Below are 13,978 nucleotides of genomic sequence, written 5' to 3'. Positions count from 1 at the left end.
CGCCATGACCGACGAACAGATTGAAGGTTTAGTCGCGCGGATTTTACAGCGCCTGCAACCGCCGGTACTGGTGATGGTGACCGCCGCTGACGGCTACCGCGCGGCTATCCGCCAACGCCTGGCGGGAAGCGGCTATCCGCTACGCCTCGCGCTGGAGGATGGCCTCGCTGACGCCGCCGCGTGGCGGGAGGTCGGGGAGATAATTCCCTCTTCTGCCTGGCAGGATGCCCTGCCGTCAGCGCCGTGGCGGGCGGTACTGCTGCCGTTTCTCGATTATCCGCTGGCTTCAGACCTGCTGAACGGCACGCTCAGCAGCCCGCTCGCCCGCTGCGCACACGAGGCGCTGCTGGCGGGTATTCCCGTGCTGGCGCTGCGCTACCACTGCGATCCGCTCAGCGAACTCAACCAACTGCGCGGGGCGCAGGCCGACAGCGCCTATGCCGGGCATCTGCAGGCCACGCTGGCTCGTCTGGAAGCCTGCGGCGTCTTCCTCGGCACCATGAATGAGCTGCTGGCGACGCTGGACGCGCCCACCGCGCCTGCCGCCGCCAGCAGCGAACCGCGCCGTTATCTCACCGTCACAGACGTGGTGAATAATCCGGCGCTGGCGGCGGCCCCGCACGCGCAGCTGACCGATGCGGCCATTGATTATTTAAAAAACAGAAAGATATGACCTTACCCAACTATGAACCTGGAGCTTAACGATGTCTTCGAAAACAAAATGCTGGTTATGGATGCTGCTGGTTATCCTCTCCGAAACCTCGGCAACCTCGACGTTAAAAATGTTCGGTAACAGCGAAGGCAGCACAAAAATGCTGCTGCTCGTATTGCTGATTGCGCTCTATTGCACCTGCTATTACTCGCTCTCAAGGGCGGTGAAAGATATCCCGGTCGGCCTGGCGTACGCCACCTGGTCCGGCACCGGTATCCTGGTGGTCTCGACGCTGGGAATGGCATTCTACGGCCAGCATCCGGATACCGCCGCCATCATCGGCATGGCGGTGATCGCCAGCGGCATCGTTATCATGAACCTGTTCTCGAAAATGGGTTCCGAAGAGAGCGAAGAGGCTGCGCCCGTCACGCCAGTCGCCTCCATGGATAAAAAAATCGCCAACTAACAGGAAAGGAACACCCTATGTTTAATCTCGGATTTTTATGGCTGGCGCTGTCTATCGGCTCCGAAATCACCGGCACCTCGATGATCAAAAAAACCAACGGTTTCAGCAAACTGGCGCCTTCGGTGCTGGTGGTCTGCGCCTATGGCCTGTGCTACTTCGCCCTCACCCGCGCGATGAGCACCATTCCGGTGGGCGTAGCCTACTCGCTGTGGTGCGGCTTCGGTATCGTCGGCGTGACGATCTGCTCCATGATCCTCTATAAGCAGAAACCGGACCTGGCGGCCATTATCGCCATGGCGCTGATTATCTCCGGCGGCGTGATCATGAACGTCTTCTCGACTATGTAATACAAGGCGGGTTTACCCCGCCGTGATTTCGTGGCAGGATAAAAAGATGAACAGAAACGTTATCGTTACCTACCCCCGTCGTTGGTGGCTGCCTGCATAACAGGCGGCACGATACACGTTTCCATTTTCAAAGCCGCCGGAAGGCGGCTTTGTTATTTCCAGGACGTCTTTCGGCTGAACAGTCTGATAAGGAGTCCCTGATGAACCATCCACAAACCATCCTCACCGGCGACCGCCCGACCGGCCAACTACATCTTGGCCACTACGTCGGTTCGCTGCGCCAGCGCGTCGCGCTGCAGCACGACCACCAGCAGTTTATCCTGATCGCCGACCTGCAAGGGCTCACCGATAACGGCAGCAACCCGCAAAAAATCAGCCACCATATCCTCGAAGTCATGGCCGATTATCTGGCCGTCGGCATCGACCCCAGGCTCACCACTATTTGCCTGCAGTCCGCTCTGCCCGCGCTGGCTGAGCTCAGCGCGCTGTATATGAATATCGTCACCGTCGCTCGCGTGGAACGTAATCCGACGGTAAAAAATGAGATTGCCCAGAAGGGATTCGCCCGCTCGCTGCCGGTTGGCTTCCTCGCCTATCCGATTAGCCAGGCCGCCGATATCACCGCCTTCAAAGCCGAGCTGGTGCCGGTGGGCGACGATCAGCTACCGATGATTGAGCAGACCAATGAAATCGTCCACAAAATGAATAGCCTCACCGGCGAACCGGTACTGCGCCACTGCAAAGCGCTACTCAGCGAAGTGAGCCGCCTGCCGGGCGTCGACGGTAATGCCAAAATGTCGAAATCGCTGGGCAATACGCTGACGTTATCGGCCAGTGAAGAGGAGATTTACCGCGCGGTCAGCGCGATGTATACCGACCCGACACACCTGAGAGTCAGCGATCCGGGGAATGTCGACGGCAACGTGGTATTCACCTATCTCGACGCTTTCCATAGCAATAAGGCGCGGGTTGCCGAGATGAAAGCCCACTATCAGCGCGGCGGGCTGGGCGATCGCCAGTGTAAGAATGAACTGGAAACCTGCTTGCAGGAGCTACTGGCGCCGATCCGCGAACGCCGGGCTACCTACAGTCAGGATAAAGGAATGCTGCTGGAATTGTTGCGCCAGGGTAGCGAACGCGCCCACCAGCTCACGCAGCAGACGCTGCATGAAGTGAAGCGCGGGCTGGGGCTGCCGATACTGTTCTGAGCTTCAGAGCCCTGCCCCGGTCGCGCTACGTTTACCGGGGCTCGGTTTTATACCCTGCCTTTGTGCATTTTCACGCAGTTGCGCCCCTCGCGTTTGGCGGCGTACAGCGCATTATCGGCATCGCGCAACAGCAGGTTGTAATCAGGATGGCCGGAGTGCACGGCATAGCCAATGCTGGCGGTGATCGGGATCTGCGTGTCGCCGCCAACGTTAAACGCCAGTTGGCTAATTTTCTTGCGCAGGCGGTCGAGGATGGTAAACGCCTCTGACACGCCGGTCTCCACCAGCACCAGCAGAAACTCTTCCCCGCCGTAGCGGAAGATATAGTCGCTGGAACGGATATTATCGCTGAGCAGTTCCGCGACATGTTTAATCGCCCGGTCGCCGACCATATGGCCCCAGTTATCGTTAATGCCTTTGAAATGATCGATATCTACGATCGCTACCGTCATTGGCAGCTCATGCTCCATTGCCAGCGTCACTTCATGCTTCAGCACTACCGGCAAATAGCGGCGGTTAAGTAGGCTGGTTAACGCATCTTTGCCATTTTGCATCTGCGACAAGCTGCTAAAAATCACCCCCAGTTGGCTGCCTATTTGCTGGCAATGAATATGGATCCCCTGAATCAGGTTTTGTGTATTTTTATAATCCATGACAGAGGCGGATGCTCGCCAACCTATTAATAAGTCGTCGACCTGCGAAATTAATGCGGCGATTTCGTCCATCTGGCTATTTTTGTTAAAATAGCGTACGCATTTATGGCGGAACCATAGACCAAATTCCGATTCAGATAATAACGTAGCGTTAGTATTTGCTTTATTTTCGCTAACAATATTAAAAATCGCCGTATTTTCCCAACCGGAAAGCGCCGCCTGCTGTTTGCCATATTCCATCGGAACATTGTCCATCAAACTATACAGGCGATACGCCTCTTCGTTTTTGGTCGCCCGATAGTGCGATAAGGTATAGGCATGGCACATCATCTCAACGGCCATATTAATCGCCATAATAGCGTAATAAATGGCATCGACGGCAATCCGGCGGTCGTTTACGTGGCTGCGGATATACTCGATAAGCCCGGCCTTAATCTGCCGGGCGCCGCGCAGCACCGCCTCCGCCGGGATGCCGATCCGCGCGTGGATGCTGCCAATCTGATATTGCCGTTCCGCCAACGCCGGCAACTGCGCTTTGTCGCTGGTCAGGATCTCCTTCACCCATAGCGCCAGCGAGCGGCTCAGACGCTCCTGAACTAAATCATAAGTCAGGTGGCGGGCAATATCCGGATCCTGAAAAATAAAATCATAAAACCGGGCCGCTAACGCTTCCGATTGCTCCTCTGCGATATTTTTAAGTACCTCCTTAACGGCTGGCGTCAGGCTGTCATACAGCGGTAGCCACTCCTTAAAAATAACAGAGATATATTTTTTGCTTTCATCGTTCATGAATAAAGCGCTCGCCGGGCGTTAGTCTATTTCGGGGTTGCCGATCATACATGAGTTACCGCAGGTCAACCAGACGAAGAAAATCATAGGGATAGCGTAGTTCTCAGCCATTACAATGAGGGGTTCGCAATTCCATAGTTTATATATGGACTTTGCCGCTACCAATGTTAGTATCCAGATTATAAATATGCGTGTTTCATTTAAGGCCAGGATTGCTGATGATGACCACTCTAAAAGCACATCTTCCCCACCGGTTGGCAACGTAACAGGATTTTGCGCCGGACGGCCTTATCTCCCCTTTTTTATCGTCCCGCCGGGCGAAATAGCGAAACGCGCACCACTCAGCAATATGGAACAGAGCGAGTCGCGTATGGATAAGAACAAACGACGTTGGGCCGGGTATATCGTAGTTGCAGCGGTGGTTATCGCCGCAGCATGGTGGATGTTGCGCCCGGCCGGGCTACCGCCGGGCTTCGCCGCCAGTAATGGCCGCATCGAGGCGACGGAAGTCGATATCGCCACCAAAATTGCCGGGCGTATCGAGACGATTCTGGTCAAAGAGGGGCAGTTCGTCCATAAAGGCGATGTGCTGGCGCGGATGGATACGCGGGTACTCAATGAGCAGCGCCTGGAAGCCGCCGCGCAAATCAAAGAAGCGCAAAGCGCGGTTGCCGCCGCCAATGCTTTACTCGACCAGCGGCAGAGCGAAATGCGCGCCACCGAAGCGGTGGTGAAGCAGCGCCAGGCGGAGCTCGATTCCACCGCCAAACGCCACGTCCGTTCCAGCACCCTTTCGCAACGTGGCGCCGTCTCCGCTCAGCAGCTGGATGACGATCGCGCGGCCGCTGAAAGCGCCCGCGCGGCGCTGGAATCGGCGAAAGCGCAGGTCTCTGCCGCCCGCGCCGCCATTGAAGCCGCTCGTACCAGCATTATTCAGGCTAAAACCCGCGTTGAAGCCGCCGAAGCGACCCATCGGCGGATCCTCGCCGATATTGACGATAGCCAACTGAAAGCGCCGCGCGACGGCCGCATCCAGTATCGCGTTGCTGAGCCAGGCGAAGTGCTGGCCGCCGGAGGGCGGGTATTGAACATGGTCGACCTGGCTGACGTCTATATGACCTTCTTCCTGCCAACGGAGCAGGCGGGCCTGTTGGCGCTCGGCAGTGAAGCGCGCTTGATCCTGGATGCCGCGCCAGAGCTGGTGATCCCGGCAAATATCAGCTTTGTCGCCAGCGTCGCACAATTCACGCCAAAAACGGTAGAAACCAGCGACGAGCGGCTCAAGCTGATGTTCCGCGTCAAGGCGCGCATTCCGCCAGAGCTACTGGAGCAGCATCTGGAATATGTCAAAACCGGCCTGCCTGGGATGGCCTGGGTACGACTGGATAAGCAGAAAAGCTGGCCTGAAGCGCTGACGGTGAGGTTGCCGCAATGAAACTGACGCCGCAGGATACTTCGCCCCCCGTCGCCCTGCTGGAAAACGTTGGCCAGCAGTTTGGCGCCACCATCGCGTTGCGCGATATCAACCTGGCGATCCCGGCGCGGCGTATGGTTGGCCTGATTGGCCCGGATGGGGTCGGCAAATCAAGCCTGCTCTCGCTTATCGCCGGGGCGCGGGCCATCGAGCAGGGTAACGTGATGGTGCTCGGCGGCGATATGCGCGACGTTCGTCACCGCCAACAGGTATGCCCGAAAATCGCCTGGATGCCGCAGGGCCTGGGGAAAAACCTCTACCATACACTATCGGTCTATGAAAACGTCGACTTCTTCGCCCGCCTGTTTGGTCACGATAAAGCCGAGCGTGAACTTCGTATCAACGAACTGCTGCAGAGCACCGGGCTGGCGCCGTTTCGCGATCGCCCTGCCGGTAAACTCTCCGGTGGAATGAAACAAAAGCTCGGCCTGTGCTGTGCACTGATCCACGACCCGCAGCTACTCATCCTTGATGAACCGACAACCGGCGTCGACCCGCTCTCCCGCGCGCAGTTCTGGGATCTGATAGACAGCATTCGCCAGCGTCAGCCGGAAATGAGCGTGCTGGTCGCCACCGCCTACATGGAAGAGGCCGAGCGCTTCGACTGGCTGGTGGCGATGAACGCCGGTGAGATTCTGGCGACCGGTAGCGCGGCGGCGCTCAAAAAACAGACCGGCAGCCAGACCCTGGAACAGGCGTTTATCGCGCTTCTGCCGGAAGCGCAGCGCCTGGCGCATAAAGACGTGGTCATCCCGCCGCGCGACAGCAGTGAGGAAGAGATCGCTATTGAAGCGCGCGGCCTGACCATGCGCTTCGGCAACTTTGTCGCCGTCGACCACGTTAACTTTCGTATCGCCCGTGGCGAAATTTTTGGCTTCCTCGGCTCTAACGGCTGCGGCAAATCCACCACCATGAAGATGCTCACCGGCCTGTTGCCCGCCAGCGAAGGCGAGGCCTGGCTGTTCGGCCAGCCGGTCGACCCGAAAGATATCGCCACCCGCCAACGAGTGGGTTATATGTCGCAGGCTTTCTCGCTCTATAGCGAACTGAGCGTACGGCAAAACCTGGAGCTGCACGCCCGCTTGTTTCACATTCCGGACCATGAAATAGCTGGCCGGGTCGCAGAAATGAGCAAGCGCTTTATGCTGACCGAGGTTGAAGACGCGCTTCCCGCTGACTTGCCGCTGGGGATCCGCCAGCGCCTGTCATTAGCGGTCGCGGTAATCCATCGCCCGGAGATGCTGATCCTCGATGAACCCACCTCCGGCGTTGACCCGGTGGCGCGCGATATGTTCTGGCAGCTGATGGTTGACCTGGCGCGGCAGGATCGTGTCACCATCTTCATCTCTACCCACTTTATGAATGAGGCCGAACGCTGCGATCGCATCTCGCTGATGCACGCCGGCAAGGTGCTGGCCAGCGATACGCCGCAGGCGCTGGTTGAGCAACGTGGCTCCGCCAGCCTCGAAGAGGCGTTTATCGCCTGGCTGCAGGAAGCGGCGGATGCCGCGCAACCGACCGTTTCTGTCTCTACCACGCCCGCGCCGTCTGCTGTCGTATCACACCAGCAGAACGCGTCCCCACGCCAGTCATTCAGCCTGCGCCGCCTGTTTAGCTATAGCCGCCGCGAAGCGCTGGAACTACGCCGCGATCCGGTACGATCGACGCTGGCGCTGCTGGGGACGGTGATCCTGATGTTTATCATGGGCTATGGGATTAGCATGGACGTCGAGGATCTGCGCTTTGCCGTCCTCGACCGCGATCAAACGATCAGCAGCCAGAACTGGTCGCAGAATATCGCGGGCTCACGCTACTTTATCGAGCAGGCGCCACTGCGGAGTTATGACGAATTGGATCGTCGAATGCGTAACGGCGAGCTGGCGGTAGCGATAGAAATCCCGCCGAACTTTGGCCGCGATATCGCTCGCGGTACGCCGGTGCAAATAGGTGTTTGGGTGGACGGCGCAATGCCAAATCGCGCGGAAACGGTGCGCGGATACGTACAGGCGATGCATCTGGCCTGGCTGCAGGAGATGGCCGGGCAGCAAAGTAGCCCGAATCGTGATACCTCGCTTATTTCCATCGAGACCCGCTATCGCTATAACCCGGACGTAAAGAGCCTGCCGGCCATCGTCCCGGCGGTGATCCCGCTGCTGCTGATGATGATCCCGGCGATGCTCAGCGCTCTGAGCGTAGTGCGTGAAAAAGAGCTCGGTTCGATCATCAACCTGTACGTGACGCCGACCACCCGCAGCGAGTTCCTGCTCGGCAAACAGCTGCCTTACATCGTGTTGGGGATGTTTAACTTCTTTCTACTATGCGCGTTGTCGGTCTTCGTATTTGGCGTCGCGCATAAGGGCAGTTTCCTGACCCTCACCCTGGCGGCTCTGCTGTATGTCACCATCGCTACCGGGCTGGGATTGCTGATCTCAACATTTATGAAGAGCCAAATCGCCGCTATTTTCGGTACCGCGATTATTACGCTGATTCCGGCCACCCAGTTCTCCGGGATGATTGACCCGGTGGCATCGCTGGAGGGGCCAGGTCGCTGGATCGGACAAATCTACCCGACCAGCCATTTCCTGACCATCGCCCGTGGCACCTTCTCCAAGGCGCTGAATATTAGCGATTTGTGGGTTTCGTTCATTCCACTATTGATTGCGGTGCCGCTGGTGCTCGGGCTGAGCGTGTGGCTGCTGAAAAAACAGGAGGGGTGATGCGCGGATTACGCAATATTTATAACCTCGGTATCAAAGAGCTGCGCAGCCTCCTCGGCGATAAAGCGATGCTGGCGCTGATTGTATTTGCTTTTACCGTGTCGGTTTACTCCTCGGCCACGGTAATGCCCGGCTCTCTGCACCTGGCGCCTATCGCCATTGCCGATATGGATAAATCACAGCTCTCATCGCGGATCATTAACGGCTTTTATCGGCCGTGGTTTTTAACGCCGGAGTTGATCAGCGCCGATGAAATGGATGCCGGGCTGGATGCGGGACGATACACATTCGCCATCAATATTCCGCCAAACTTCCAGCGCGATGTGCTGGCCGGTCGTCAGCCGGAGGTGCAGGTCAACGTCGACGCCACGCGAATGAGCCAGGCCTTTACCGGCAACGGCTATATCCAGAATATTATCAGCGGTGAAGTGAACAGCTTTGTCGCCCGCTATCGCGACAACAGTGCGCTGCCGGTAGAGCTGGCGGTGAGGATGCGCTTTAACCCTAACCTTGAGCAAGAGCGCTTCGGCGCGGTGATGGCGATTATTAACAATATCACCATGCTGGCAATTGTCCTCACCGGCTCGGCGCTTATCCGCGAGCGAGAGCACGGCACCATTGAGCACCTGCTTGTGATGCCGGTAACGCCGTTTGAGATAATGATGGCCAAGATCTGGTCGATGGGTCTGGTGGTACTGGTTGTCTCCGGGCTGTCGCTACTGCTGATGGTACAGGGAGTTTTGCAGGTACCGATTGAGGGGTCGATTCCGCTGTTTATGCTGGGGGTTGCGCTCAGCCTGTTCGCCACCACCTCCATTGGCATTTTTATGGGCACGCTCGCCCGTTCTATGCCGCAACTGGGGCTACTGATGATCCTGGTGCTGCTGCCGCTGCAGATGCTCTCCGGCGGATCCACGCCACGGGAGAGTATGCCGCAGCTGGTTCAGGACATTATGTTGACCATGCCGACCACCCATTTCGTCAGCCTCGCGCAGGCGATACTTTACCGCGGCGCCAGCTTTACCATCGTCTGGCCGCAGTTTTTAATTTTGTTCGCTATCGGCGGCGCTTTCTTTACCATTGCGCTGCTGCGTTTTCGCAAGACAATTGGTGAGATGGCATAAAACCTGGAGCAGGCGCTGCGCCGATGGCTTATTTTTGACGATTCATAAAGCGGCGCAGACCCCAGGTGAAGGCCATCGCCATACTGAAAAGGATGAATAACAGCACAACCCAACTGATAGAAATGCGTAGCAACGTGCCGGGCGTCATAAACGGCTGAAGATAAACGGTGAAAGAGTGGGCAGGCGATTTTCCCAGCAGTTGATAGGTGCTATCAGTAAGCCACACGCCAACCCGGCAGAACAGCCAGATAATCGCCGGCCAGCAGAGCAGAACCAGAAAGGTAAAGCGCTCCTGAATGTAAGTAACGATCTGGCGCAGCGGCGGCCAGTTAAGCAGGATTTTCATTTATATTCTCATATTGCCAGCCGATGACCTGCAACATTCATCGCAAGGCATTCCGGGCAGCATCCATACAGGCAATCTACCCTATTTGTATATCAAATTTACCGTCACTTAAACCAGATCAAGTTAACAAAGTGTTAATGATGTATCGCATCAATACCAAAAAGCGCGGATAACGCCTGCCGATCGTGGAAATAAGCGGGGGAGAAGTATTCAACGGCGGGAATAAATTTTCAAGCCAACAAATAGCTGATTTTTATGGCTGATAGCAGCGCGCCATTATTTCGCCGCTGGGCAATATAATGGCGCGGAAATATAAGTGGGTGATTAATCGTAGCTGCTGATAATTATTTTCCTGTTTGCATCATTCGGTAAATTCACCGTTTGGGTAATCACCCCATGAGATGGGACTGCCATATTTTGCGTGTTAATGAGGTAAGTATTTTGCCCACAACGCTGTTGAGCTTTTTCGTTAATGATATTGGTGCTGCAGGTAGGTGTAGCCACACGCCCGGAGATGGTTAATGTAGCGGTATCAGCAGCGAATGCAGGCAAGCTCAATCCATAAGCTAATGTCAGAATCCCAATTAGCGGTTTTTTCATTGAATTTATAACCAGTTAACAGGATGAGAAATAAGCGATTTGCTTTCTATTTTTCTCCCTCAGGAGAAGTGATGCGTTGGTGTCATCACGCAGGAAAGATAGTCCATATAATTAATAAGGACAATTATACTGAGAGCTATTAGTGTGATAGGTATTACTGATGTTAACGAACCAGGCGACCGGGCCGGATGTTTTCCCGGAGGCGGCGCAGGCCGGGGAACGATCGGTAGCCCCGGTAAGCGCAGCGCCACCGGGGAGATGGCGGCGCGTCTGGCCGCAAAACACAAAAACAAAAGGCCCAGTCTTTCGACTGAGCCTTTCGCTTTATTTGATGCCTGGCAGTTCCCTACTCTCACATGGGGAGACCCCACACTACCATCGGCGCTACGGCGTTTCACTTCTGAGTTCGGCATGGGGTCAGGTGGGACCACCGCGCTATCGCCGCCAGGCAAATTCTGTTTTCAACACGTCCTCAGGACGCATCGAGTAATCTGTATCAGGCTGAAAATCATCTCAAATCGCCAAAACACCTTCGGCGTTGTAAGGTTAAGCCTCACGGTTCATTAGTATCGGTTAGCTCAACGTATCGCTACGCTTACACACCCGACCTATCAACGTCATCGTCTTTAACGTTCCTTCAGGAGACTTAAAGTCTCAGGGAGAACTCATCTCGGGGCAAGTTTCGTGCTTAGATGCTTTCAGCACTTATCTCTTCCGCATTTAGCTACCGGGCAATGCCATTGGCATGACAACCCGAACACCAGTGATGCGTCCACTCCGGTCCTCTCGTACTAGGAGCAGCCCCCCTCAATTCTCCAGCGCCCACGGCAGATAGGGACCGAACTGTCTCACGACGTTCTAAACCCAGCTCGCGTACCACTTTAAATGGCGAACAGCCATACCCTTGGGGACCTACTTCAGCCCCAGGATGTGATGAGCCGACATCGAGGTGCCAAACACCGCCGTCGATATGAACTCTTGGGCGGTATCAGCCTGTTATCCCCGGAGTACCTTTTATCCGTTGAGCGATGGCCCTTCCATTCAGAACCACCGGATCACTATGACCTGCTTTCGCACCTGCTCGCGCCGTCACGCTCGCAGTCAAGCTAGCTTATGCCATTGCACTAACCTCCTGATGTCCGACCAGGATTAGCTAACCTTCGTGCTCCTCCGTTACTCTTTGGGAGGAGACCGCCCCAGTCAAACTACCCACCAGACACTGTCCGCAACCCCGGTCAGGGGCCAACGTTAGAACATCAAACATTAAAGGGTGGTATTTCAAGGTTGGCTCCACGCAGACTGGCGTCCACGCTTCAAAGCCTCCCACCTATCCTACACATCAAGGCTCAATGTTCAGTGTCAAGCTATAGTAAAGGTTCACGGGGTCTTTCCGTCTTGCCGCGGGTACACTGCATCTTCACAGCGAGTTCAATTTCACTGAGTCTCGGGTGGAGACAGCCTGGCCATCATTACGCCATTCGTGCAGGTCGGAACTTACCCGACAAGGAATTTCGCTACCTTAGGACCGTTATAGTTACGGCCGCCGTTTACCGGGGCTTCGATCAAGAGCTTCTCCTTACGGATAACCCCATCAATTAACCTTCCGGCACCGGGCAGGCGTCACACCGTATACGTCCACTTTCGTGTTTGCACAGTGCTGTGTTTTTAATAAACAGTTGCAGCCAGCTGGTATCTTCGACTGATTTCAGCTCCACCCGCAGGGGCTTCACCTACATATCAGCGTGCCTTCTCCCGAAGTTACGGCACCATTTTGCCTAGTTCCTTCACCCGAGTTCTCTCAAGCGCCTTGGTATTCTCTACCTGACCACCTGTGTCGGTTTGGGGTACGATTCAATGTTACCTGATGCTTAGAGGCTTTTCCTGGAAGCAGGGCATTTGTTACTTCAGCACCGTAGTGCCTCGTCATCACACCTCAGCGTTAATAAGGTACCGGATTTACCTGGAACCTCCGCCTACATGCTTAAACCGGGACAACCGTCGCCCGGCTAACATAGCCTTCTCCGTCCCCCCTTCGCAGTAACACCAAGTACAGGAATATTAACCTGTTTCCCATCGACTACGCCTTTCGGCCTCGCCTTAGGGGTCGACTCACCCTGCCCCGATTAACGTTGGACAGGAACCCTTGGTCTTCCGGCGTGCGGGCTTTTCACCCGCATTATCGTTACTTATGTCAGCATTCGCACTTCTGATACCTCCAGCAACCCTCACAGGCCACCTTCGCAGGCTTACAGAACGCTCCCCTACCCAACAACACATAGTGTCGCTGCCGCAGCTTCGGTGCACAGTTTAGCCCCGTTACATCTTCCGCGCAGGCCGACTCGACCAGTGAGCTATTACGCTTTCTTTAAATGATGGCTGCTTCTAAGCCAACATCCTGGCTGTCTGTGCCTTCCCACATCGTTTCCCACTTAACTGTGACTTTGGGACCTTAGCTGGCGGTCTGGGTTGTTTCCCTCTTCACGACGGACGTTAGCACCCGCCGTGTGTCTCCCGTGATAACATTCTTCGGTATTCGTAGTTTGCATCGGGTTGGTAAGTCGGGATGACCCCCTAGCCGAAACAGTGCTCTACCCCCGAAGATGAATTCACGAGGCGCTACCTAAATAGCTTTCGGGGAGAACCAGCTATCTCCCGGTTTGATTGGCCTTTCACCCCCAGCCACAAGTCATCCGCTAATTTTTCAACATTAGTCGGTTCGGTCCTCCAGTTAGTGTTACCCAACCTTCAACCTGCCCATGGCTAGATCACCGGGTTTCGGGTCTATACCCTGCAACTTAACGCCCAGTTAAGACTCGGTTTCCCTGCGGCTCCCCTATACGGTTAACCTTGCTACAGAATATAAGTCGCTGACCCATTATACAAAAGGTACGCAGTCACACCCGAAGGTGCTCCCACTGCTTGTACGTACACGGTTTCAGGTTCTTTTTCACTCCCCTCGCCGGGGTTCTTTTCGCCTTTCCCTCACGGTACTGGTTCACTATCGGTCAGTCAGGAGTATTTAGCCTTGGAGGATGGTCCCCCCATATTCAGACAGGATACCACGTGTCCCGCCCTACTCTTCGAGTTCACAGCCTGTGCATTTTGGTGTACGGGACTATCACCCTGTACCGTCGGACTTTCCAGACCGTTCCACTAACACACAAGCTGATTCAGACTCTGGGCTGCTCCCCGTTCGCTCGCCGCTACTGGGGGAATCTCGGTTGATTTCTTTTCCTCGGGGTACTTAGATGTTTCAGTTCCCCCGGTTCGCCTCGTTAACCTATGTATTCAGTTAACGATAGTGCAACGAATTGCACTGGGTTTCCCCATTCGGACATCGCCGGCTGTAACGGTTCATATCACCTTACCGACGCTTTTCGCAGATTAGCACGTCCTTCATCGCCTCTGACTGCCAGGGCATCCACCGTGTACGCTTAGTCGCTTAACCTCACAACCCGAAGATGTTTCGTAAAACACCAACGTGTTGCGAAAATTTGAGAGACTCGAACACACATTGACTGTGTGTCGTTTCAATTTTCAGCTTGATCCAGATTTTTAAAGAGCAAATATCTCAAACGTCACCCGAAGATGAGTTTTGAGAT

The 13,978-nt window shown here is 55.4% G+C and carries 10 protein-coding genes and 2 rRNA genes; 7 read left to right on the top strand and 5 right to left on the bottom strand.

Annotated elements, in window-relative coordinates; all coding sequences use genetic code 11:
• Window positions 1-4: 4 nt before the first annotated feature.
• The 4 genes from EAE_RS10255 to trpS all read left to right on the top strand — a co-directional run bounded on the left by EAE_RS10255 (window position 5) and on the right by trpS (window position 2,673).
• Window positions 5-673 (top strand): hypothetical protein, encoded by a 669-nt coding sequence (locus EAE_RS10255; RefSeq protein ID WP_015704256.1) that lies wholly within the window; start codon window positions 5-7, stop codon window positions 671-673.
• 31 nt (window positions 674-704) lie between these two features.
• The gene (locus EAE_RS10250; RefSeq protein WP_015704255.1) at window positions 705-1,118 is read left to right on the top strand and encodes a DMT family transporter; all 414 of its coding nucleotides are present in this window, start codon (window positions 705-707) and stop codon (window positions 1,116-1,118) included.
• 17 nt (window positions 1,119-1,135) lie between these two features.
• Window positions 1,136-1,465 carry a DMT family transporter gene (locus tag EAE_RS10245; RefSeq protein WP_004204123.1) on the top strand — a complete coding sequence of 110 codons (330 nt, stop codon included), beginning with the start codon at window positions 1,136-1,138 and terminating at the stop codon, window positions 1,463-1,465.
• Between the two features lie 200 nt (window positions 1,466-1,665).
• On the top strand, window positions 1,666-2,673 hold the full coding sequence (gene trpS / locus EAE_RS10240) for a tryptophan--tRNA ligase (RefSeq protein ID WP_015704254.1): 1,008 nt from the start codon (window positions 1,666-1,668) through the stop codon (window positions 2,671-2,673).
• 47 nt (window positions 2,674-2,720) lie between these two features.
• On the opposite strand, the gene EAE_RS10235 is transcribed toward trpS, so the two are convergent.
• Window positions 2,721-4,115 carry a diguanylate cyclase gene (locus EAE_RS10235; RefSeq protein WP_015704253.1) on the bottom strand — a complete coding sequence of 465 codons (1,395 nt, stop codon included), beginning with the start codon at window positions 4,113-4,115 and terminating at the stop codon, window positions 2,721-2,723.
• 370 nt (window positions 4,116-4,485) lie between these two features.
• On the opposite strand from EAE_RS10235, the gene EAE_RS10230 reads away from it, so the two are divergent.
• The 3 genes from EAE_RS10230 to EAE_RS10220 are packed head-to-tail and all read left to right on the top strand — an operon-like array spanning window position 4,486 to window position 9,430.
• Entirely contained in the window at window positions 4,486-5,550 is a 1,065-nt protein-coding gene (locus EAE_RS10230) for an HlyD family secretion protein (protein WP_015704252.1), read from the top strand.
• The gene (rbbA, locus tag EAE_RS10225) at window positions 5,547-8,306 is read left to right on the top strand and encodes a ribosome-associated ATPase/putative transporter RbbA (protein WP_015704251.1); all 2,760 of its coding nucleotides are present in this window, start codon (window positions 5,547-5,549) and stop codon (window positions 8,304-8,306) included. Before EAE_RS10230 ends, rbbA begins: the two co-directional genes overlap by 4 nt.
• Window positions 8,306-9,430, top strand: coding sequence for an ABC transporter permease (locus tag EAE_RS10220; protein WP_015368483.1), 1,125 nt, complete (start codon window positions 8,306-8,308; stop codon window positions 9,428-9,430). Before rbbA ends, EAE_RS10220 begins: the two co-directional genes overlap by 1 nt.
• Before the next feature lie 28 nt (window positions 9,431-9,458).
• Here EAE_RS10220 and EAE_RS10215 read toward each other — a convergent pair whose 3' ends face one another.
• The 4 genes from EAE_RS10215 to EAE_RS10200 form a co-directional block, all read right to left on the bottom strand.
• Window positions 9,459-9,776, bottom strand: a complete 318-nt coding sequence (locus tag EAE_RS10215) for a hypothetical protein (RefSeq protein ID WP_015704250.1) — start codon at window positions 9,774-9,776, stop codon at window positions 9,459-9,461.
• A 324-nt stretch (window positions 9,777-10,100) separates the two neighbouring features.
• Entirely contained in the window at window positions 10,101-10,376 is a 276-nt protein-coding gene (locus EAE_RS10210) for a DUF2574 family protein (RefSeq protein WP_015368485.1), read from the bottom strand.
• A gap of 333 nt (window positions 10,377-10,709) precedes the next feature.
• Window positions 10,710-10,825 (bottom strand): 5S ribosomal RNA (gene rrf / locus EAE_RS10205).
• Between the two features lie 93 nt (window positions 10,826-10,918).
• Window positions 10,919-13,824: ribosomal RNA gene (locus EAE_RS10200) — 23S ribosomal RNA — on the bottom strand.
• Window positions 13,825-13,978: the final 154 nt, after the last annotated feature.

Source organism: Klebsiella aerogenes KCTC 2190 (assembly GCF_000215745.1).
GTDB lineage: Bacteria > Pseudomonadota > Gammaproteobacteria > Enterobacterales > Enterobacteriaceae > Klebsiella > Klebsiella aerogenes.
This window is presented reverse-complemented; position numbering and strand designations above follow the sequence as displayed.